Genomic DNA, 20,122 nt, shown 5'->3' on the forward strand with positions numbered 1-20,122 from the left:
GGCCTCGTCCCTTCTGCATCCCTCCAACGTAGGCCCCTCCCGGCTCTTGTGTCAGGAACTTTTGCCTACCTACTTAGGAGGTGCGCGTCCGGCTGGAGCTCCAGGGGCGCTCAGGAGAGGCGCTGTCGCTCCAGGTGCCGAGCTCTCTCGGGGCCGGCCATGACTTCCGGATCGTCTCGGACGTGGAGGCCCGGGATGGCGCGGGAGCCCCTGTCCCGGTGGTCGTCCGCTCGCTCAATCACTGGGAGTTCCAGGTGCCGGCGGATGGTCGGCTCGTGGTCAGCTACCGGGTGAGGACCGATGTCGAGGCGCACGGGCTCCAGCTCGGCCAGTCGGGCGGCGGAGAGATGCCAGCGTTGGACGAGCGCCAGCTCTTCCTCCCGGGCGCCCTGGTGCTCCTGGCTCCGCCGAAGACTCATGCCGTGCGGGGGCCCATCCCCGTCGAGTGGCAGCTGCCTCCCGGCTGGCAGGCCCTCACGCCCTTTGGGGACGCGGCGCCGGATCTGCCTGCCCTCCTCGACAACTACCTGGCGGCCGGGAAGTTCAGCCTCGCGACGACGCAGGTGCCTGGAGGGCTTCAGCTCGACATCGCCTGGTTCGGGGAGGGAGATGTGGCCCGGTCGGAGCTCTCTCCCAGGCCAGCGAGCGCTTCTTCGAGGACGGCCCTGCCCGTCGGCTCTCCTACGACGGTGGGATGGTGGTGGCGTTCCTCTGTGACGTGGAGCTGCGCTCGCGAGGGCTCGGTTCGCTGGAGCGCTTCCTCGACGACCTTCCTCCAGGACGTCACGTCGAGGGATGGGGGCTCAGGACTTCGCCATGCGGATCTTCTGCTCGCTCTTCTCGCGGCAGAACGTGCAGAAGGTGGGCTCGCCCTGGCCGAACGACGGCGTCCAGGGCGGGTACATCGAGCAGCGCGGATCCAGGCAGTGGTGCAGCTCCCACAGGTGCCCCAGCTGGTGCAGCGCGTGCCGCGCCACCGGCTTGAACCCCACCTCCAGGTCCTTGTACCCGGCGCTGGTGATGATCGCCTTGTCCTTGCCGAACTTCGAGAAGCCGTTGGTCGGCGCGGTGCCGCTCGGCAGCTCGCGCTCCTTCAGCTTCCGGGCCGTCAGGTACAGCACCTTGTCGTCCTTGTAGGCCCGAATGCCCTTCACCGCATCCAGCAGCTTCTCGGCGTCGAGCGGCTCGGGAAAGCCCGCCGGCAGCTCCACCTGGCCGGAGTGCTCGCTGCCCACGCCGAACGCCGTGTAGAGCGTTCGGCTGAACTTGGCCAGCTGCTTGTCATCGTAGGCGTCCAGCGTCACCACGCGAATCACGGAGCATCTCCTCGGCCACTACTCGGTCTCACCCTCGGGCTTCTTCTTCGGCGGACGGCCCCGCTTCTTCGGCGCCGCCGGCACCGCGGCCTCACCCTCGGGCTTCGGCTTGGGCGGACGGCCCCGCTTCTTCGGCACCGCGGGCGCCGCCGCGGCCTCACCCTCGGGCTTCGGCTTGGGCGGACGGCCTCGCTTGCGCTTCGGAGGCTCACCCTCCGCGCCCGCCTCGGCGGCGGCCGGCTCGCCCTCCGCCTTGGCCGTCTTCTTCTTGGTGGCCTTGGGCGCCTCCTCCTCGTCCTCGGAGGCGGCTTCCTCGCCAGAGGACTCCTCCTCCTCGGGCGGGGCCTCCTCCTCGTCCGGAGGCAGATCCAGCTCGCCGTCCAGCCCCAGCAGCCCGCCGTCCAGCCCCAGGTCCTCGTCATCCTCCCCGCGCGGCTTGAACTCGGCCACGGTGCGCTTGGGCCGCTCGCGGCCCGGCGGGAAGAGGACGATGTCGATCGAGTCCTCGGCGTTCACCTCGGGGATGTTGAGCGCGGCGGCGACCTCGGACACCAGCAGGTGGCGCGCGTTGTCGTAGAGCTCGCGCTCCTTGGTGGGCAGCGGCCGCAGCTCGCTGAGCACCTGCAGGCCCTTGACCACCTCGGCCAGGCCGAGGATGCCGCCCTGGGTCATCCGGTCCAGGTTCGTGCGGGCGCGCTGCTTCCAGTCCAGGTCCGCCTTGTCGCTGTCCGAGCGCAGGAAGGAGTAGATCTCCTCCACCTCCTCGGGCGTGGCCACCTTGCGCACGCCAATGGTCTGCACCTTGGCCTGTGGCACCATCACCACCGCGCCGTCTTCCTCCCGGCGCATGGTGACGAAGGTCAGCTTCTGACCGGCCACCTCCTTCACGTCGATGGCCGAGACGAGGCAGACCCCCTGGTTCGGGTACACCACCCGGTCACCGACCGCGAGCTGAAGTCCTTCTGGCATGTCCCCCTCGAGGGCGAAAGCAACGAGCGCGCAAGCATCGGTCGTAGCACCGAGCGCCGCCGGATGCCACGAGTTTACCGAGCGAGGGCCGCCGTGCGCGCTTCAGAACGTTGGCCCGCCAGCACCGCCCGCATCACCTCGTGCAGGCGCGCGTCCACCTTGGCCTCGAGCTCCGCGTCGGTGGGCTCCCGCTCCGGCTGCGCCACCACCCGCGAGGACAGCCCCACCGTCCCCGCCACCGCCGCGCTGAACACCATGATCGTGAGCCACTTCTTTATATGAGGCCTCCTGTCGCGCCCGCCGGGACGGGCTTTCCAAGCGACAGGGTAGGGAAGGCGCTCGGTTGATCAATTTTTCGGCTACAAGATGCTCCACATTGCTACAGGGGGCCACACCCCGCCCAGGCGCTCAGCAGCCCTGGGGGCGGCCACCCGGCACGGGCAGCACCTCCACCGCGAGTGCGCCCGCATTGTCCTCCAGGTCATCATCCGGGAAGGTGAAGCGCAGCCAGGAGGCGCCGGTGAAGCGGGTCGTCCGCCCGGTCTCCACCACCCGAGCAGCCCCTCGCTTCCAGGGCGCCCCCTCGTCCGCGCTGCACCCGCCTCCCTGGAGGACGAGGGCCCTGCCCACCGCTTCACCCTGGATGCCCTGGGTGCGAGCGGGGCGGGCGGTGTCCCTCAGGCGGACCTCATAGGTGGTGGCCGCATCCAGGCCGTGCAGGGTGAAGCTCTGCTCGGGGCGAGGGGTGAGCGCGTGCTGCCGCGCGTCCACCATGACGGTGGCGCCGGTGCCGCTGCGCGTCTCCTGCACGCGCACCTGGAGGCTGCCCACGCCGCCCTTCGGCGCCGCCTCCGGAACGAAGAGGTAGAGCGCGAACGCGTTGCTGATCTGGATCTCCTGGGGCCCCACCATGCCGAAGGAGGCCCGCGCCAGCAGCCCCGGGCCACCCTCCAGGAAGTAGATGACCGTGTCGCTCGGGCCCCCCGCGACATGGCTCGCCGCCAGCGTCCCCTCGGTCCTCAGGGAGTAGGTGCGCGAGGGATCCAGCCGCAGGCGGGCCGCGGTGGAGGGGGGCACCAGGAAGGCGTGCTGGGAGGGCCGCAGCTCGAAGGCGGGCAGCGGGAAGCGGCCCTCGGTGGGGACCCGGGGCGCGGAGGCCGAGGAGGGGGTGCCCGCCTGGGGCGGCGAGCTGGGGCGCGGGCGCGAGGGCAGCAGCTGCGCGCGCACGGCCAGGGTGGCGCCCTCGTCCGCCTTGACGCGCTGGCTCCAGGACTCCATGCCGATGGCGTGGACCTCGATGAGGTGCTCGCGGTCCGCCGTCAGGGGGATGAGCGTGGGCGTGTGGTCCGCGAGCAGCTGCCCGTCCACCCACACGGAGGCGCCCTGGGGCGTGGAGGTGAGCTCCACCGAGAACGTCTTGGCGTCCTCCCCGGTGAGGATGAGCACGGCGGCCAGGAGCGCGGCGAGCACGGGCGCGCCGAACAGCACCCAGGACAGGGGGGACAGCCGCCGGCGAGCAGGCTCCAGCGGCTCCGGGGGAGGCGGCGTCACCGCAGGCAGCGCGCGCCCGTACGAGGGCGTCCGGGGGCGGAGCGGATCCGCCGGCAGCCCCTTGCTCCACAGCTCGAGCTGGCCCAGGAAGTCCGGCGGCAGGCGCACCGGGCGCCCCTCGGCCACCAGCTCCGACTCGAAGAGGTAGCCCATGAAGTGCGCCAGGGCGCTGGCGGGGAAGTCCGGGGCCACCGTGTGCAGGTACGTCTCGAGCGCCTCGCCGAACGCCTCCGCCGAGGGGTAGCGCCGCTCGCGCTCCACCGCCAGCGCCGTGAGCAGGATGTTCTCCAGCTCCTGGGGCAGGCTGGGGTTGATGGCGCGCGGGGCGGGGAAGTCGCCGCTGGTGATGCGCCGCAGCACCTCCATCCGCTCGCCCTCCCAGGGCAGCTTCCCGCAGAGCATCTCGTAGAGCACCACGCCCGCGGCGAAGATGTCCGCGCGCGCATCCAGCTCGCGGCCCCGGGCCTGCTCGGGCGCGAAGTACAGGTACTTGCCCTGGGCCGCCGTGGCCTCCGGCTCCATGCGGCTGGCGAGCCGGGCCCGGGCGATGCCGAAGTCCACCAGCTTCACCTGCCCCTCGTAGCCCAGCAGCACGTTCTGCGGACTCACATCCCGGTGGACGATGTTGAGCGGGCGCCCGGTGTCATCCAGCCGGTTGTGCGCGTACGCCAGCCCCTGGAGCATCTCCGTGGCGGCCAGCAGCGCCAGCGGCACCGGGAGCACCTCCAGGTGCTTCTCCTTGGCGCGGCGCAGCACCTTGGACAGCGGCTGGCCGTGCACCCACTCCATGGCCAGGTAGTACTCGCCGTCCACCTCGCCGAAGTCGAACACCTGGGCGATGTTGCCGTGGCTCAGCCCCACGGCGATGCGCGCCTCGTTGATGAACATCGAGATGAAGGCGGCGTTGTCGGCGTAGTGCGGGAGGATCTTCTTGATGACGACGTGCTTGGTGACGCCCGCGGCGGCCGTCATGCGCGCGAGATAGAGCTCCGACATTCCGCCCACCGCGATGCGGTCGAGCAGCAGGTACTTGCCGAACTCCTGGCCCCCGGCAGGCAACAGCACGTTCGTCTTGGCTCCTTACAGGCAGGCTCCGCGCAGGGCTTGCTTCACTGGATGACCCTCGCGCGGAGCCGGCAGACGCTATCATGCGGACCCGACCGACCTGTCCTGAGAGATCTCCGGTGAACTTGCCTGCCCGCTTTCTATTGCTCGGCCTCCTGCTCGCCTCCTCCGGGGCGCTGGCTGGGCCCGCCGTCCTGCTCTTCCCCGCGCTGGGGCGGGGCACTGGGGTTTTCCTCCAGGGGCGGGTGCTGAAGGAGGCGCCCACCCGGGGCAGCTCCGTGCTGTCGCGCAACCTGCGCCGGCTCACCGCGCCCAACTGGAAGGGCGCCAAGGTGGAGGTGTCCTTCCAGGGCCTCACCACCACGGTGACGAGCGGGGATGACGGCAACTTCGAGGTGACCCTCCAGCCCGTGCCGGGCGCCACCTTCCCCACGGGCTTCTACATGGCCGAGGCGAAGGTGGCCGGCGCCAGCGCCCAGGCGCGCGTCGAGGTCGTCTCGGACACCACGCCCTTTCTGGTGGTTTCGGACTTCGATGACACGCTGGCCGTCACACAGGTGGTGAAGAAGGCGAAGCTGCTCGAGTCCGCGTTCTTCAAGGACTCGGACACCCAGGAGGTGGTGGCGGGGATGTCGGCCTTCTATGGGTGCCTGAAGGCGCCGACGTCGCCGGCCTTCGCGCTGGTGAGCGGCTCGCCCCTCCAGTTCGTGCCGCGCGTGTCGGCGTTCCTCGGGCGGCATGGGTTCCCGCCGTTCGCGCTGTACCTGAGGGACCTCGGCCCGGGGACGCTCTCCAACTACAAGCAGCCCGCCATCCGCCGGCTGCTGCAGCAGTTCCCCCAGCCGGTGGTGCTGGTGGGGGACTCGGGGGAGAAGGATCCGGAGGTGTACGCGCAGATCCGCGAGGAGTTCCCCGGGCGCGTGAAGGCCATCTACATCCGCGACGCGGGCCACGCCGAGGACGCCAGCCGCTTCAAGGACATGATCCTGTTCCGCGAGGCCAGCGATGCCGCCGCGCACGCCGCGACGAGCGGGCTGGCCAACGCCGAGTGCGTCGCCACGGCGTTCCCCGCGACGGCGCCCACGGTGGAGAAGACGGCTCCATGAGGAGAGCCGGGCCGGGACTGCTCCTGGCGGCGCTGGTGCTGGGGGCGGGGTGTCGGGAGGAGAAGCCGGCCGCGCCGCTCTCGTCCCTGGCGCCAGCACCGATGGCTCCGCTCGCCGCCGATCCGGTGGACGCGGGCGGACCACCGGATGATGCGCTGTTCCGCATCGCCCACGCGGAGGTGTACGGCGAGGAGGTGCCCGAGAAGGCGCTGCGGCTGGAGCTGGCGGGCGAGTCCGTCCGGCTCGCGGGAGAGGCGTTCCGGCCGGTGAACCCCGGCGAGCTGGCGCGGCTGACCGAGCGCCTCCGGGGCAAGGCCGTGCTCGTCGTGCCGGACGCGGACACGTTCTTCGCGCAGGGCTCCGAGCTGCTGGAGGCGCTGCGGGACCAGGCGGGCGAGGTGTGGCTGAAGCACCCGGACGCGGCGGTGGCCTACCGGCTCGTCCTGAGGGACGAGGACGGCTTCCGCGCGTGGCTGGCGGAGGTGGCCCCGGGCAAGCTGCGCATCATCCAGCGCTCGGACGGCTTCGAGCTGTCCACGAGCGTGGGCAAGCTGCCCGGAGCAGACCCCAACGGCCCGTCCGTGCCCGTGCGAGGCGGCAAGCAGGACATCGCCACGCTGCGCAAGGGGCTGGAGCGGCTGAAGGGGCGCTTCAAGACGGCGGAGGACATCTGTCTGGTGCCGTCGTTCGGGACGGAGGTGGCCCAGGCCGCGCGCGCGCTGAGCGGGGTGTACACGGCGCCGGGCGAGCCCCTCTTCGACACGCTCTGTCTGGTGTACCCCAACCCCCCGAGGCGCTCGGACGGGGGGTAGGGGCCGAGGGCTCCGCCGCCTGCTGAAAGGGTTGAGACGGAAAGGCCCGGCGCTTACTGGCTCGGTGATGCGACGCGCCACACCTTGCCCGGGTTGCGGCGCATACCGAGGGAGGTTCCCGATGGCCGTCGTCTCCGAGACTCCGCAGTCCACCGAGCTGCCCACGGGGGGCGCGTTCCTCCTGCAGGAGGTGGGCTCGCAGCGCATCGTCACGCCGGAGCTGTTCACCGAGGACCAGCGCCTGTACCTGAAGACGGCGCGACAGTTCATCCGTGAGCAGGTGCTGCCGCAGACGGACCGCATCGAGTCCAAGGATAACGCGCTGCTGAGGGAGCTGCTGCGTCGCGCGGGCGAGCTGGGGCTGTTGATGATCGACATCCCGGAGGCCTACGGCGGGCTCGGGCTGGACAAGACGACGTCGCTGCTGCTGGCGGAGGCCATGGGGGCGCAGGGCTCGTGGTCGGTGACGTTCGGGGCGCACACGGGCATCGGCTCGCTGCCCGTCGTGTGGTTCGGCAACGAGGCGCAGAAGGCGAAGTACCTGCCGAAGCTGGCCATCGCCGAGTGGGTGGCCGCGTACGCGCTGACGGAGCAGGGCAGCGGCAGCGACGCGCTGGGAGCGAAGACGAAGGCGGTGCTGTCTCCGGACGGCAAGCACTACGTGCTCAACGGCTCCAAGCTGTACATCACCAACGCGGCGTTCGCGGACGTGTTCGTGGTGTTCGCGAAGGTGAACGGGGACCGGTTCACGGGGTTCATCGTGGAGCGGGGGACGCCGGGGTTCACCGTGGGCCCGGAGGAGCACAAGATGGGCATCCGGGGCTCCTCGACGTGCCCGCTCTACTTCGAGGACGCGCGCGTGCCGGTGGAGAACGTGCTGGGCGAGGTGGGCCGGGGGCACAAGATCGCCTTCAACATCCTCAACTACGGGCGGCTCAAGCTGGGCGCGGGCGTCATTGGTCCCATGAAGTACCAGCTGGAGAACGCGCTGCGGTTCGCGCAGGAGCGCAAGCAGTTCGGCACGCCCGTCGCGCGCTTCCCGCTCACGCGCGAGAAGTTCGCGCGCATGGCCATGCTCACCTACGCGCTGGAGTCCATGACGTACCGCACGGCGGGGCTGGTGGACGCGCGGCTGACGGGGAGGGACAGGCACGCGAAGGACTACGACGCGCATGTGATTGCCTCGATCGAGGAGTACGCCATCGAGTCGTCGATCATGAAGGTGTTCGGCTCGGAGGCGCTGGGGCAGCTCGTGGATGACGCGGTGCAGATCCACGGCGGCGCGGGCTACATCGAGGAGTACCCGGTGGAGCGGGCCTATCGCGACGCGCGCATCAACCGCATCTTCGAGGGCACCAACGAGATCAACCGCATGCTCATCGCCGGGCTGCTGCTGAAGCGCTCGGTGAAGGGCGAGCTGCCGCTGCTGGCGGTGGCGCAGTCGGTGGAGGAGGAGCTCACCCAGGGGACGCTGCCTCGGGCGCGCCGGGAGGATGCGCTCGCCGCGGAGGAGCGGGCCGCCGAGTGCCTCAAGCGGATGGCGCTCTACGGCCTCAAGGTGGCGGCGGAGACGTTCGGCACCGAGCTGGAGCAGCACCAGGAGGTGCTCGCCGGGCTGTCGGACGTGGTGATGGACGCGTTCGCGCTGGACTCGATGGTGACGCGCGCGAGGCAGGCGGGAGCGGACGGGGCGCTGGACGCCACCCAGGTGGCCATGACGCGGCTGTATGGGATGGACGCGATGGCGCGCTCCTTCGAGCGGACGCGGCGGGCGCTGTGCGGCTCGGCGCAGGGCGGGGCGCTCCAGGCCCACCTGGCGAAGGTGGCGCCGCTGCACCTCTTCACGCCGTACAACCCGGCGGAGCTGCGCGAGACGGTCGTCACCGCCCTCGAGCAGGCCGGCGGCTACCCGCTATAGCTCACGGTGAAGGCTGGGCATCCAGCCAGCGGAGGGCATCCTCGTAGGAGAAGGCCCTTCCCAGAGCGCGGAGTGCCCTCCACTCCTCTCCCTTGTCCTCGACAGCGATGACCGCATTGGCATCGCGCTCGACAGCAAGGGCCATCCACCAGTCCGTGGTCATGGGGACGCGTGAGGCCGGGAGCGTCGTGCCCTCCGGGAGCTTCGCCTTGACGCTGGAGAGCTTGGCGGCCTTCCAGAGCTCGCTCGTGAGGAAGCGCTGGTTCAGCATCTCGGCCCATGTCTCGGCGGTGGTGCGATCGAGCCGCGCTTCGACGACCTCGATCCCATTCTGGGCGAGGAAGGTGTCGATGAGCTGCTGCGAGAATTGCGTGCCCGTCTTCTCACGCACCTGGCGGCAGATCTCCAGGTGGACCTGCGCGGGCACGACGACCCGGATCCCCTTGGGGCCAGCTCGCTTGACGAGCTCGCGAATGTCCGCCGGGCTCCGAGCCACGTTGCTGTCGAGCCAGAGGGTCGGACTACTCATCGCCCTTCTTCGCCTCCGGATCCGCCAGGAGGGCAGTGAGCTGGTCCTCGGGCCAGGCCTCCCAGGCGCGCTGTCCCTTGAGGAACCAGAGATGCCCACCGTTGGCGAGGTTCAAGTCGCCCCGCATGACGGCGGGGAGCTGGGTGTAGCCGTCACGCGTCACCCACTGCGCCTCGGCTCCCTGACCCTTTGCCCGCTCCTCCAGGTCACGTCGGTTCGTGTCGTCAGTGACAGGAGCGCGTGTGACCACGGTCTCCCCAGCGGCGCCCCGAGAGAAGCGGATGACGCTCGGCCCATCATCGAAGGTGGGAACGTGGCTCTCGATGATGACCTGATCTCGAAGCCCTGCGTTGATCTGCTCGCGTAGCAGCTCCTTGAAGAGGCCTTGGTTGGTGCTATCGAGGCTGAGTTCCGGTTCTTCGATCGCCAGGATGCTGGACTTGAGCAGTACGGTGGCGGCGCAGAGCCGCACCAACTGTTGCTCGCCCGAGCTGAGCTCTCTCAGGGCCAGAACGGATCTTCCCCGCTCCTCGAAGGTCAGCTCCGCGGCACCGTTGGCGGTGAGCCGATCCACCGATACCTCCCGGCCACGGAGGGTCACGAACCGCTGCATGATCTGGGTGAAGGTGCGCCAGCGATCCCGCTCCTGGGGAGAGAAGGAGGTCCTCAACCGGAAGAGCGCTTCCGCGAGCCGGACATCAAAGCCTTCCGCCGTCCTTTCATGGCCTGGACGCACCGAGCCACGACGGTGAGAGTCCAACCCCAGGTATGGAGCGCTGCCCGGACCGAAGGGGGTCTCGATCCAGGTCAGAAGCCGATCTCTTCTATCAGCCGGCTGCAGCATCATGGAGAAATCCGGGGGGGAATCCCCTTCTCGCTTGATGCCAAACGCTGCGTGCAGGCGGACTTGGTTGCCTGCGGGAGTGAACCTTACGAGCAGCACTCCTAGCCGTTCATCCGCGAAGTGTGCCTCAAGATCGGTGGGGCCTTCGGCACCAGCAGGGCGATCCCTGAAGGCCAATCCCCACTCTTCAGCGCCCCCGGAGTGCCAGGCGAGCGTCAGATCGCGCCCCGACTTGGCCTCTTCTTGGCTCAGGTACTTCACTAGGGAGTCGAAGAACAGATCCAGCGCAGCCAAAGCATTGGATTTGCCTGTGCCGTTGTCCCCGTGAAACGTCGCGATCGCGTCCGGTTCTGCTGTGCCACCACGGAAAGGGATCACCGTCCGCGTGGTGAAGGTGCGGAAGTTGGTGATCGCGAACTGCTCGAGACGAAGCGAGGGACCTGTGCGTGCAATGGTCGGAGTGATCGACACGTCGAGAGCATAGGCACGCTCCCATGGCTCGTCACGATTCGTGATGGCGAGCAGGAAGCCCGTAGAGCGGTTGTTTTCATGCGTAAACTCCTGAAGTCACAGGGGTTCTTCTTTTCGTGTACCCGTGTCACGCCTGCGCGCGCTGACTCGTCTCCCGGGCGAAAAACAAGGAGAGAGCATCATGCGCGTCGTCATCCTGGGGGGCGGTTATGCAGGGCTCAGCTGTGCACTTCGGCTCGCGCGTCGCACGCGCGGGCAGGTCGCGGTCACCCTGGTGAGTGCCAGCCCGTGGTTCGTGGATCGCATCCGGCTGCACCAGCAGGCAGCCGGGCAGCAGCTGGTGCAGCGGGAGCTCGCCGAGCTGGTGGCGGGCACGGGCGTCACCCTGAAGATTGGTCGCGTCACGCGCATCGAGCCCAGAGGCCAGGTGCTCCTGGGCGACGAGCGGCTGCCGTTCGATCAGCTCGTGGTGGCGCTCGGCTCGCAGGTGGACCGGGACGGCGTGCCCGGCGTTCGTGAGCACGCCTTCACGCTGGACGCGGCCTCCTCCGCGGAGCTGGCCGCGCGCCTGCCGTCCATCGCGGCGCGGGGCGGCCACCTGGTCGTCATCGGCGGAGGGCTCACCGGCATCGAGGGCTCGACCGAGCTGGCCGAGGCGTACCCAGGCCTCCGCGTGACGCTGCTCTCCTCGGGAGACGTGGGCGCGGACCTCTCGGAGGCCGGGCGCAACCACCTGCACGGAGCCCTGCGCCGGCTCGGCATCACCGCCGCGCAGGGGCAGGTGCGGCGGCTCCACTCAGGCTCCGTGGAGTTCGCGGACCGCACCGTGCCGTTCGATGCCTGCCTGTGGGCCGGCGGCTTCGTCGCTCCGGAGGTGGTGCGCCAGTCCGGGCTGCCCGTGAACGCTCGAGGGCAGCTCCTGGTGGATCCGTCCCTGCGTGTCCTCGGACACGAGAACATCCACGGAGTCGGTGATGCGGCAACGCCCGTCGATCCGCCTTCCGCCATGCTCATGGGCTGCAAGACCGCCATCCCCATGGGCATTCATGTGGCCGAGAACCTCGCGCGGCTCGCCCGAGGCCAGGACGTACTGCCCTTCGACTACCTGGACGCGGCCTTCTGCATCAGCCTGGGTCGCCGGGATGGGCTCGTTCAGCCCTACCGGAAGGACCGCTCGCCCACGCCCTGGGTGATGTCGGGGCGCCCGGGCGCCTGGGTCAAGGAGGCGATCTGCCGCATCGTCATCGGCACCCTCCAGATCGAGCGGATGGGCCTGCGCCTCTACGCCTGGCGAAAGACGGGCCGGAAGCTCTCGCCTGTCGCCTCCGAGCAGAGGACACTGGCGGCATGACGGACGGAGCCCTGCAATCGTTCGAGGCCCACCGGCCCTCGATGTTCGCCATCGCCTACCGGATGCTCGGCTCGGCCGCCGAGGCCGAGGACATCGTCCAGGAGGCCTGGCTGCGCTGGCAGGCCACGGACCGCGAAGGGGTGCGCTCGGAGGGGGCGTTCCTCTCCACCGTGGTGACGCGGCTGTGCCTGGATCGCCTCAAGAGCGCTCGGGCCACTCGCGAGGAGTACGTCGGGCCGTGGCTCCCCGAGCCCGTGCGCACCGACACGACGGTGGATCCCGAGTCGATCTCCCTCGCGTTCCTGGTGCTGCTCGAGAGCCTGTCGCCCGTCGAGCGCGCCGTGTACCTGCTGCACGAAGTCTTCGGCTACAGCCACGCCGAGGTGGCCGAGATGGTCGGCAAGGAGGAGGCCGCCTGCCGCCAGAGCCTGCACCGCGCCCGAGAGCACATCCGGTCGCGGCGCCCCCGCTTCGCTCCCTCCAAGGAGTCCCATGAGCGGCTGGTGACGGGCTTCATGTCGGCCTGCCTCAGCGGCGACCTCGAGGGCCTCAAGAGCCTGCTCGCCCATGACGTGACGAGCTGGGCCGATGGCGGAGGCAAGGTCCGGGGCGCGGCCTCCAACGCCGTCCGGGGTGCCGATGCCGTGGCGCGCCTGTTCCTGGGAGTCATGAAGAAGGCGCCCGCGGGCCTGGTGCCCGAATTGGCCGAGGTGAATGGCTGGCCCGCGCTGGTGATTCGGCTGAACGGCGCGGTCTTCGATGTCATCTCCTTCGAGACGGACGGCGAGCGCATCCACGCCATCCGCTCGGTCCTCAATCCGGACAAGCTTGCCCGGATGTGAGCCTTTTTCTGGGATAGGAGGTGACGAGCCCGCGCATCGCCTTCACGGTGCCCAGCGGCGTCACGAGCGATCACGACGAGCCGGGCTGGTCCCACACCCAGAGCGGCACGACGTGCACGTCTCGCGGACCTCGGCGCTGACCGTGGCCAACAACACCACCACCCGCGCGGACTTCAAGAGCTGCCAGGATCGCATCGTCGACCAGCGCTACTACACGCCGTCGATCAACCTCGCGAAGCGGTGGGGCCTGACCAAGGCGCTCTCGAAGGCCGCGCTCTTCGACGCGTACATCAACCACGGAGAGAGCGGCATCGTCGCGCTCATCTCGGCCACGAACTCCGCGCTCGGCAACAGCGCGCAGGTGGCGCCCGCCGTCGGCTACAACTGCCTCACCGAGAGCTCCTGGCTGCGGAGGTTCCTCGAGAAGCGCCGCGACGTGCTCAAGAACGACTCGACGTGGGTGGAGTCCGTCGATCGCGTCGCCCGTGCGCAAGATCAACCCGGATGGGACGTGGAGCACGCCGGCCTCCTATCCGTTCTCGTGTAACTGGGCCCGGAGGTCCGGTGGCTCGAGCGGACGGCTCCTGTTCGGCGCGGGGCAGCTCTCGCCGAACAGGAGCGCATGGCCCGGCGCTACTGCACTCTGAGCAGCGCGCTGGAGGTCGTCGCGCTGGAGTACGGCACGGTGAGCGTGAACCACACGCGCTCCGGAGCGGTGACCCCCGGCGCGGCGTGCGTGGTGAGCCGCAGCACGTAGTCGTTGCCCGCGGTGAGCAGCCCCGCCGGCAGACGCACGCTGCGCTCACCCGGGCCCGTGTAGACGCGGGCGACGGTCTGGGTGCCGCTGAACTCGGCGTTGTAGCGAGAGATCAGCAGCGTGTAGCCCACGACAGTGCCCGTCGAGGGCGCCTCCCACGTCACCAGCGGCGTGGCCGAGGAGAGGATCCGGGGCGTCGTCGCCGCCACCCCGTCCACCTGGAAGTCTCGCGGCAGCGAGATGCGGGGGCGCACCGGCGTCGTGGCCAGAGTGCTCGCCGCCTCGGTCGTGACGAAGCTCTCCGTCACGCGCAGGGTGATGCTGCCATCATGGTTGGTGACGTTGTAGCCGTAGGTGTTGGTGAACTGGACCATCGGCTCCCAGCTGGCGGGGTAGGGGTTGCCGTAGGACAGCTCCTTCACCAGCGGCGTCTGCGCCTCGTTGGTCCGGGGCAGGAACTGGAGCATCATGTTGACGGAGTAGTCGATCCACCCGTCCTGGGCCGTCTTGTACGCGGGGAAGACGTCGACGCGCCCGCTGGTGAAGCTCGAGGTCGCGGAGGCGCTGCGCAGCGCGCTGAACTCATCGCGGCGCCAGTCGAAGCGCAGCGTCTGCTGCGGCGCCGGCTGCAGGGCGGCCTGGACGGAGAACGTCCCACCGTCATAGGCGAAGGGGTTCAGGTGCGCCGCGCGCACGAGCGAGTCGTAGCCGCGGGGCGAGCCACCATCCAGCTCGACACCCGCGTCGCGAGTGACGGTCTGGACCACCCAGGCGCTGTCGCCCGCGGCGGCGTTGAACTGGGGCACGTTGCCATAGTCCGACAGGTACTCGGCCTCGGTCGTCGCCACCGTGGTCTGTCCTTCCTTCAGCCCCTGAGGAAGCATCAAGTGGCCGCTCTCCTCGACGTCCAGCGAGTGGAAGCTCAGCTCGGAGAAGTAGGGGAAGAACGGGTCCGTGGTCGACGCGAGCCCCGTGAGGTCGAGGCTGGCGGGGGTCGGAGACTGGAAGAACACGTCTCCCCGGTAGGCCCGGCCGTACCGCCGGCCGCTGATGTCCAGCGAGCGCTGGGAGAAGAGCAGGTACTGGGTGTTGGAGTTCTTCACCAGGTAGGTGCCCGGCGGAACATCGAAGCGGACGCGGCCCGGCTCCAGCACGGTCCCCGTGATGGGCGTCCCACCGTCGTGGAGGTACAGCATGGCGGGCGAGGAGGCGAAGTTCCGCGGCCGAGGCTCGACGCCGTTGCGGGTGTAGAAGGTGTCCACGGACCGGAGGACGATCGACGTGGCGGGATCGATGCTCGCGTCGGGAGTGCCGGAATCCGGGCTGCCGCCGTCCGGGCTGCCCGAGTCGGGAGTGCCTGAATCCGGAGTGCCCCCGTCCGTGCCTCCGTCACCTTCGTTGATGGGCGGATCGCAAGCCTCGGGCTGCTCGTCGCACTTGCTCTCATCGTCGTCGGGGCAGCCGAGGACGCCGACGGAGAGTGCCGCGGCGAGGAGCCAGGCAAAGGGTGAGGACAGACGGCGCGGGTGTGGTGTGTAAGGCATGAAGACGTATCCCTCTTGTGGAACGGGGCGCGGAGGATAGTCATGTTGGGCGTAAAGCCCAGTTGCTGCGGGTGTGGGCCCGGGTGCTCGCTACGGTGTCGTCAGGCGGATGTTCACGTCGTCGAACCAGCCCGCGCCGATGCCCGTCCACACGGTCTCCGCCCACACGTCGCCGATGCTGATGGACTCGGGCAGGAACGTGTAGGCGCCGTTGAAGGCGAGCTGCCCGTCGATGGAGAGGGTGAGCGAGCCGCCGCTCCAGACGAAGCGGAACTCATGCCAGCCCAGTGAGCGGGCAATGGTCGTGGTGCTGTACGTCGTCCCGACGCGGCGGCTGTAGTGGCACGTGGCGTTGTTGGTGATGACGCCGAGCATCGCGGTGGACGCCCCTCCGGAGCCCGTCTGGATGAAGGCCACCTGGCTCTTGGGGACGTTGTTCGAGCATCCGCCCATGTCGTCGTAGAACCAGAGGGAGACTTCGCCGTCGGCGACGCCCGTGAAGAAGGTGTTGACGGCGCCGCGCTTGCGCGGGTCCCCGGCCGGGTCGGACTTGAGGCTGGTGGAGCCGATGTGCGCGCGCTCGTTGGTGTACTCCATGCGGCCCACGGTCTCGTAGCCATCCGCGACGGAGACGGTTCCCGCCAGCGCGGAGCCGGAGACCAGGGCCGTGGCGGCGAAGACGGCGAGGGCCGTGCGCGGAGTGGCGTTCATGTCGTTTCCTCGCGCCCTGAACGTCCCGTGGGGGGAGCACGGAGGGCTGGATGGGGCCGTACGCTGGGAGGAGCACCTGCTCGGAGTGCGTAAATTACCGGTCTTGCGGGGAAAGTCGAGTGCCCCCCCTTCCCGCGCCACGGGCCTCGCGCTCGATAGGCAACACACCCGCCGCTTCGCTCAGGGCACGGCGCCGCCGTCGAAGAAGCGCCGGGCGCGCTCGATGGCGACGAGCCCCACGCGCTGGCCGAGCCTGCGGCCCACGAAGTCATCCGGCTGCACGTGGATGCCGCCCCACAGGCGGGACTGTCCGGCCTGGTCCGCTGCGTCATGGTAGGTGGTCCACTGCAGCTCGCACCTCGGTGGAGGGGCCCTTCTCGAAGGTGAGGGCAGTGTCCCTGGGAGCGACGTACTCGCCCATTCCCCCGGGGAAGTACGGGCTGCCGGTGAGCGAGGTGCGCACCTCGGAGGAGGCTCGGCTGAAGGTGCTGTGGCCGGAGACGAAGCCGGGGAAGGCCGGCGTCACGAAGGTGCGCAGCTGGTAGGGCATCCACTCGACGGCGCGCACCCAGCCGGAGCCGCTCACCTCGCGCTTGCGATCGGCCGGCTCGCCTCGCCAGGCGTGCACCACCTGGCCCTGGAAGCGGGCCAGGTGCTCATGGCGGGCGCCGGGCGCGGAGCTCTCGGCGGTGACGAGCTCGATGAGGCCGGGGAGGAGCGGCAGGCCCGAGGGGTGGTAGGCCGGGCCGCTGGGGTTCGAGGCCTGGCCCAGGCCGCCCATGTAGCGGATGAGCGAGACGGGGCGCGCGGTGAGGAAGGTGCGTTTGCCTTCCCAGGCGGTGATGGCCGCGTCGTGCACGGCGCCGTTGAGCGCCAGGTACACCTTCACGTCCCACTCGAGCGCGTCCACCGGCTCGCCCGAGCCGAACAGGCGGCGACTGAAGCCCGGGGCATCCGCCACCTGGTTGGCGATGACGTTCCAGTGGCCGGGAGGCGTCTCGGCCTTGGGGCCGTCCGCCCAGAACTCGGCCAGCACGCGGCCGAAGTCTCCCCGCTTCACCACCTGCGGCGCGTAGGGCTGATCGGTGATGGGGTTGAGCGGGTAGCCCGCTCCGTCGTTGGCGCCCAGGCTGTTGTTGCCGAGCGCGCCGGGCGAGATGTCCATGGCGTCGGTGCTGCCAAGCCCGCTGGCCTTGCGCACGATGTCCACCGCGTGGTCTCGCAGCTCGGCGCCGAAGGCGGGGGCGGGGCCTGGGTCGAGGTACAGCTCGCCGACGCCGGGCCGCACCAGGGCGAAGGGCGTGACGCGTCCCCAGTGCGCGCCGATGTAGCCCTGCACGCCCGAGCTCGTGACGATGCCGTTCTGCGTCACGGCCACCGCGAGGTTGAGCGGCTGCCAGCGCGAGGGGTTGTTCAGCGTCACCCTGGGGTTCTCCACCACGAGAGGTCCATTCTCCGACGCGAAGCCGGTGGTGTCCTTGGAGTCCTGCCGCTCGTTGGCGCCGTCGTCCGCGCCGAAGCTGAGCACGGTCCGGGCGATGCGGTTGCCCACGGCGCGGGGGCTTGTGCCCTCGGAGTTCGTATCGTCCGGGTCGTACCCCAGCTTCCGCATGAAGGCGCGGAAGCACGCCATCGACGTGGCGCCGCCCACCGCGGGGGCATAGCGCTGGGCGAGCACTCCATACGCGGCGTAGCGGATCGCTTCGGAGCGCGCGGCCGCCACATCCGCGGCGGTGTGCTTCTCGCGGAGGAAGGTGCCGTCCGCGGTCGCGTCATAGGCGGCCCACGCGTCCCACATGGCGGCGGACAGGTGGTACAGGTTGCGCGCGTGCACCGTGGGCCTGGGGAGATCCCGGCGGATGGCGCCGAGAAGCTGCTCGTCCCAGCGGCGAGCGATGGAGCGCGAGGGGGCCGGATCCACCTCCTTCTCCGCGCAGACCACGGGCGGAGTCGGAGGCGTGACGGGGGCGGGCACCGCGGGCACCTCGGGCCCGAGCTGCAGGAGCGCGCCGCCGGAGAGGCCGCCGGACAGGACGTTGCCGCCCGCCATCAGCACGGGACCCTGTTCGAAGGCGTGCACCCACCACAGGTCGCCCCGGTGGCCGGTCTCCAGTTTCCGCCACTCGATGCCGTCATAGTGCAGCACCTCGGGCCCGCTGCCCTTGTCCGCTCCCACGGCCCAGACATCGGAGCGCGAGCGGCCCGTGATGGACAGGAGCGCCGCGGGACGGCCCTGGGCCAGGGCGCTCCAGCTCGCCGGCGTGGGCTCCGGGGGCTTCTCCTCATCGCAGCCGCTCAGCAGGACTCCCAGCAGCGCGACCAGCAGCCAGCCGCGGAGCAGGCCCGCGCGCGGCTCGAACGACGTGGATGCACACCCATGGATGATGAATCTCCTCGTGTGTCCGGGGCTCGAAGAGCACCACTCGAACAGGCGCGAGACGTTACCAGGGGGGCCCCGAACACCGGCCAGGGCCAGGTGCGGCAACTGCGCTGATCAGCGGATACAGCAGTGGTCACCCCGGCTGGTCTCCGCAGTGATCAGCCCTCCGGCACTGCCGGGCACAGTGTGGGGCAACTCCCTGAAAATACCTGCCTTCGCCAACACACCCTTGCCTCCATTTCGTGGCAGAGGGGGGGCGGTAGGGCCAGGACACACCCGCCGGGCTCCTCCGGCGCGCTCCTCAAAGGAAACGTCCCATGGCCTCGATCACTGGCACCGTCAGCTCCGTCGCGCTCAACACCTCCCCCCTCACCGCAAACCAGAAGAAGATGTTGGAGCCGGCCGTGCCTGGCACCGTCGCCCGGGCGGCGGAGGCGCAGAACAAGCCGCTCTCGGTTGGAGTGGGCCGGGTCGCCGACACCTTCACGTGCCGGCCGCCGGGCCTGAGCACGAACGCCACGCAGCCCCGGCAGCTGCACGCCATCGACGCGGCGCTCCAGGGCGGCGGGCGGAACCTGGGTTCGATCTTCGGCCTCAACAAGGACGGCCAGCAGCAGGCGGCCCAGATCCACAAGCTGGCTGACGGCATCTCGCGGGGCACCATCACCCAGGCCGAGACCGGGCACCTGCTGGGACAGCAGGTAGCGATCGCGCATGCCCGTGGCGACTCCGACACGAAGGCCGAGAAGTCCGATGTCAGCGCTCAGCTGGAGCGGGCAGGCAAGGAGCTCGACAAGCACGGCAAGCCGGGCACCCAGCTCGACAAGATCCGGATCGTGGGCGCTCACGTCGCGCGCGGCTGAGCCCACCGTCTTGCGCGCGGCGCTCCCGGCATCGCTCTAACTCCCTTCAAAGCCAGGCTCCCAAGAAGACGTGGGCCAACGGGTAGGCTGGTGGTGTCGTGGACAGGAGGGGGTCGTCGCCTCGTGCTCAGGGGGCTCACCTGGTCGCTGGCAAGCGCCCACTCCTGGCGCGCCGCCGGGAGCAGCGACGCAGGCCTCCCCCGCATCCATCGACAGAGCAGTCTGGCTCTGACCAAGGACAGCTCCCCCTGCCACGGCAGCTGCCCCGTCAGAGGACGGGGGAGGTGGGGCTGCCGCTTCTGCTGCCGGTACTCCCAACGAGGAAGAAGGCGCCCAGGCAAGGAACTGGGTGGACGCAGCACAGGAGCAGCCAGGACCCCCCCCGGTGGAGGCGCGAGGAGCGGCTGAGTCCGCAATGGGTTCGGGGCTGCAGGAGGCCGCCTGGAAATCGCCAGTGGAGAGCGGAGCGGGGAGGGCCGAAGGAGCGTCTCGGCTCGAAGTGGCACACGCGGTGGCGCCTCCTTCCTCGTGGTCCGAGCCCCTGCCTGTCGGCTGGACTTGTTGCGAACTGGTATGACAAGCAGACCAGTTGCTGGCGTTCTCGCCCGACACGGGCACCTCCCCGTGAGGAGGTGGGGGCTTGGGCACGGTATGTGCGTCGCGCACCGGGGCCAGCCGGTCGAGCAGCGGCTCATCGGCAGCCTTCAGCAGCGCCGGCAACTGTTGGCGAAGGGCCTGGGCGTCACGGTCGGCCAGAGCGTTGAACACGCACTGGGCCCACTGCTGGAGGGCCTCCGGTTGCAGCGCAGGGAGCAGCGCGTCCGCCAAGCCTCGGAAAGCCTTCTCCAACGACATCAGGAGCAGCAGGTGGCCGGGACGGTCCGCTGCTTGGGCTGCCAGCCGCAGCAGGTCGAACTCTCGCTCCACCCACCGGGTGCGCTTCTCCTGCCAGCGGGCCTCATCTCTCAACGCGAAGCTGGCATTGAGCAGCTGCTCCACAGCGGGCTGGCTGGCGTGCTCGCAGCAGGCGGCCAGTAGTTCCACCGTCACCTCCCGCTTGAGGGCGAAGTACCCCTCGAGCAGCGGCCGGCGA

The 20,122-nt window shown here is 69.8% G+C and carries 17 protein-coding genes and 1 pseudogene; 9 read left to right on the forward strand and 9 right to left on the reverse strand.

Going from position 1 to position 20,122, the window contains the following annotated elements; all coding sequences use genetic code 11:
* Positions 1 to 134: 134 nt before the first annotated feature.
* Positions 135 to 440 (forward strand): annotated as a pseudogene (locus KY572_RS48175) (hypothetical protein); the annotation flags it as partial.
* A 363-nt stretch (positions 441 to 803) separates the two neighbouring features.
* On the opposite strand, the gene KY572_RS24140 reads toward KY572_RS48175, so the two are convergent.
* The 4 genes from KY572_RS24140 to KY572_RS24155 all read right to left on the reverse strand — a co-directional run bounded on the left by KY572_RS24140 (position 804) and on the right by KY572_RS24155 (position 4,901).
* The gene (locus KY572_RS24140; RefSeq protein ID WP_224245306.1) at positions 804 to 1,316 is read right to left on the reverse strand and encodes a hypothetical protein; all 513 of its coding nucleotides are present in this window, start codon (positions 1,314 to 1,316) and stop codon (positions 804 to 806) included.
* An 18-nt stretch (positions 1,317 to 1,334) separates the two neighbouring features.
* Entirely contained in the window at positions 1,335 to 2,285 is a 951-nt protein-coding gene (locus tag KY572_RS24145) for a CarD family transcriptional regulator (protein ID WP_224245307.1), read from the reverse strand.
* Between the two features lie 74 nt (positions 2,286 to 2,359).
* Complete coding sequence (locus KY572_RS24150) at positions 2,360 to 2,542, reverse strand: hypothetical protein (RefSeq protein WP_224245308.1); 183 nt, start codon at positions 2,540 to 2,542, stop codon at positions 2,360 to 2,362.
* A 151-nt stretch (positions 2,543 to 2,693) separates the two neighbouring features.
* Positions 2,694 to 4,901 carry a serine/threonine-protein kinase gene (locus KY572_RS24155; RefSeq protein ID WP_224245309.1) on the reverse strand — a complete coding sequence of 736 codons (2,208 nt, stop codon included), beginning with the start codon at positions 4,899 to 4,901 and terminating at the stop codon, positions 2,694 to 2,696.
* Between the two features lie 119 nt (positions 4,902 to 5,020).
* Between KY572_RS24155 and KY572_RS24160 the strand changes: the two genes are divergently transcribed.
* The 3 genes from KY572_RS24160 (at position 5,021) to KY572_RS24170 (ending at position 8,737) form a co-directional block, all read left to right on the forward strand.
* Positions 5,021 to 6,007, forward strand: a complete 987-nt coding sequence (locus KY572_RS24160; RefSeq protein ID WP_224245310.1) for a phosphatidate phosphatase App1 family protein — start codon at positions 5,021 to 5,023, stop codon at positions 6,005 to 6,007.
* Entirely contained in the window at positions 6,004 to 6,819 is an 816-nt protein-coding gene (locus KY572_RS24165) for a hypothetical protein (protein WP_224245311.1), read from the forward strand. Before KY572_RS24160 ends, KY572_RS24165 begins: the two co-directional genes overlap by 4 nt.
* Before the next feature lie 121 nt (positions 6,820 to 6,940).
* A complete protein-coding gene (locus KY572_RS24170) occupies positions 6,941 to 8,737 on the forward strand; it encodes an acyl-CoA dehydrogenase family protein (protein WP_224245312.1) in 1,797 nt (598 codons plus the stop codon).
* 1 nt (position 8,738) lies between these two features.
* Here KY572_RS24170 and KY572_RS24175 read toward each other — a convergent pair whose 3' ends face one another.
* On the reverse strand, positions 8,739 to 9,266 hold the full coding sequence (locus KY572_RS24175) for a hypothetical protein (protein ID WP_224245313.1): 528 nt from the start codon (positions 9,264 to 9,266) through the stop codon (positions 8,739 to 8,741).
* The gene (locus KY572_RS47850; RefSeq protein WP_224245314.1) at positions 9,259 to 10,581 is read right to left on the reverse strand and encodes an AAA family ATPase; all 1,323 of its coding nucleotides are present in this window, start codon (positions 10,579 to 10,581) and stop codon (positions 9,259 to 9,261) included. The genes KY572_RS24175 and KY572_RS47850 overlap by 8 nt, the downstream gene beginning before the upstream one ends.
* 181 nt (positions 10,582 to 10,762) lie before the next feature.
* Here KY572_RS47850 and KY572_RS24185 point away from each other — a divergent pair, with 181 nt between their 5' ends.
* From KY572_RS24185 to KY572_RS24195, 3 genes are all read left to right on the forward strand, one after another.
* Complete coding sequence (locus tag KY572_RS24185) at positions 10,763 to 11,932, forward strand: NAD(P)/FAD-dependent oxidoreductase (RefSeq protein ID WP_224245315.1); 1,170 nt, start codon at positions 10,763 to 10,765, stop codon at positions 11,930 to 11,932.
* Positions 11,929 to 12,774 carry an RNA polymerase sigma-70 factor gene (locus tag KY572_RS24190; RefSeq protein ID WP_224245316.1) on the forward strand — a complete coding sequence of 282 codons (846 nt, stop codon included), beginning with the start codon at positions 11,929 to 11,931 and terminating at the stop codon, positions 12,772 to 12,774. The genes KY572_RS24185 and KY572_RS24190 overlap by 4 nt, the downstream gene beginning before the upstream one ends.
* Before the next feature lie 112 nt (positions 12,775 to 12,886).
* On the forward strand, positions 12,887 to 13,321 hold the full coding sequence (locus tag KY572_RS24195) for a chitosanase (protein WP_224245317.1): 435 nt from the start codon (positions 12,887 to 12,889) through the stop codon (positions 13,319 to 13,321).
* 86 nt (positions 13,322 to 13,407) lie between these two features.
* On the opposite strand, the gene KY572_RS24200 is transcribed toward KY572_RS24195, so the two are convergent.
* The 3 genes from KY572_RS24200 to KY572_RS24210 form a co-directional block, all read right to left on the reverse strand.
* Positions 13,408 to 15,075 (reverse strand): hypothetical protein, encoded by a 1,668-nt coding sequence (locus KY572_RS24200; RefSeq protein WP_224245318.1) that lies wholly within the window; start codon positions 15,073 to 15,075, stop codon positions 13,408 to 13,410.
* Positions 15,076 to 15,165: 90 nt separating this feature from the next.
* The gene (locus KY572_RS24205) at positions 15,166 to 15,786 is read right to left on the reverse strand and encodes a hypothetical protein (RefSeq protein WP_224245319.1); all 621 of its coding nucleotides are present in this window, start codon (positions 15,784 to 15,786) and stop codon (positions 15,166 to 15,168) included.
* Between the two features lie 328 nt (positions 15,787 to 16,114).
* Entirely contained in the window at positions 16,115 to 18,271 is a 2,157-nt protein-coding gene (locus tag KY572_RS24210; protein WP_224245320.1) for a DUF6851 domain-containing protein, read from the reverse strand.
* A gap of 212 nt (positions 18,272 to 18,483) precedes the next feature.
* On the opposite strand from KY572_RS24210, the gene KY572_RS24215 reads away from it, so the two are divergent.
* Both KY572_RS24215 and KY572_RS24220 read left to right on the forward strand, forming a co-directional pair.
* The gene (locus KY572_RS24215; protein WP_224245321.1) at positions 18,484 to 19,029 is read left to right on the forward strand and encodes a hypothetical protein; all 546 of its coding nucleotides are present in this window, start codon (positions 18,484 to 18,486) and stop codon (positions 19,027 to 19,029) included.
* Between the two features lie 651 nt (positions 19,030 to 19,680).
* A complete protein-coding gene (locus tag KY572_RS24220) occupies positions 19,681 to 20,067 on the forward strand; it encodes a hypothetical protein (protein WP_224245557.1) in 387 nt (128 codons plus the stop codon).
* Positions 20,068 to 20,122 lie beyond the last annotated feature (55 nt).

The organism is Hyalangium gracile, from assembly GCF_020103725.1.
GTDB lineage: Bacteria > Myxococcota > Myxococcia > Myxococcales > Myxococcaceae > Hyalangium > Hyalangium gracile.

What these genes read in the sequence shown, in the direction of transcription:
- KY572_RS24145 (WP_224245307.1), bottom strand. Translation starts at nt 2,285, where the DNA reads ATGCCAGAAGGACTTCAGCTCGCGGTCGGTGACCGGGTGGTGTACCCG.
- KY572_RS24150 (WP_224245308.1), bottom strand. Translation starts at nt 2,542, where the DNA reads ATGGTGTTCAGCGCGGCGGTGGCGGGGACGGTGGGGCTGTCCTCGCGG.
- KY572_RS24165 (WP_224245311.1), top strand. Translation starts at nt 6,004, where the DNA reads ATGAGGAGAGCCGGGCCGGGACTGCTCCTGGCGGCGCTGGTGCTGGGG.
- KY572_RS24170 (WP_224245312.1), top strand. Translation starts at nt 6,941, where the DNA reads ATGGCCGTCGTCTCCGAGACTCCGCAGTCCACCGAGCTGCCCACGGGG.
- KY572_RS24175 (WP_224245313.1), bottom strand. Translation starts at nt 9,266, where the DNA reads ATGAGTAGTCCGACCCTCTGGCTCGACAGCAACGTGGCTCGGAGCCCG.
- KY572_RS24185 (WP_224245315.1), top strand. Translation starts at nt 10,763, where the DNA reads ATGCGCGTCGTCATCCTGGGGGGCGGTTATGCAGGGCTCAGCTGTGCA.
- KY572_RS24190 (WP_224245316.1), top strand. Translation starts at nt 11,929, where the DNA reads ATGACGGACGGAGCCCTGCAATCGTTCGAGGCCCACCGGCCCTCGATG.
- KY572_RS24200 (WP_224245318.1), bottom strand. Translation starts at nt 15,075, where the DNA reads ATGCCTTACACACCACACCCGCGCCGTCTGTCCTCACCCTTTGCCTGG.
- KY572_RS24205 (WP_224245319.1), bottom strand. Translation starts at nt 15,786, where the DNA reads ATGAACGCCACTCCGCGCACGGCCCTCGCCGTCTTCGCCGCCACGGCC.
- KY572_RS24215 (WP_224245321.1), top strand. Translation starts at nt 18,484, where the DNA reads ATGGCCTCGATCACTGGCACCGTCAGCTCCGTCGCGCTCAACACCTCC.
- KY572_RS24220 (WP_224245557.1), top strand. Translation starts at nt 19,681, where the DNA reads ATGTGCGTCGCGCACCGGGGCCAGCCGGTCGAGCAGCGGCTCATCGGC.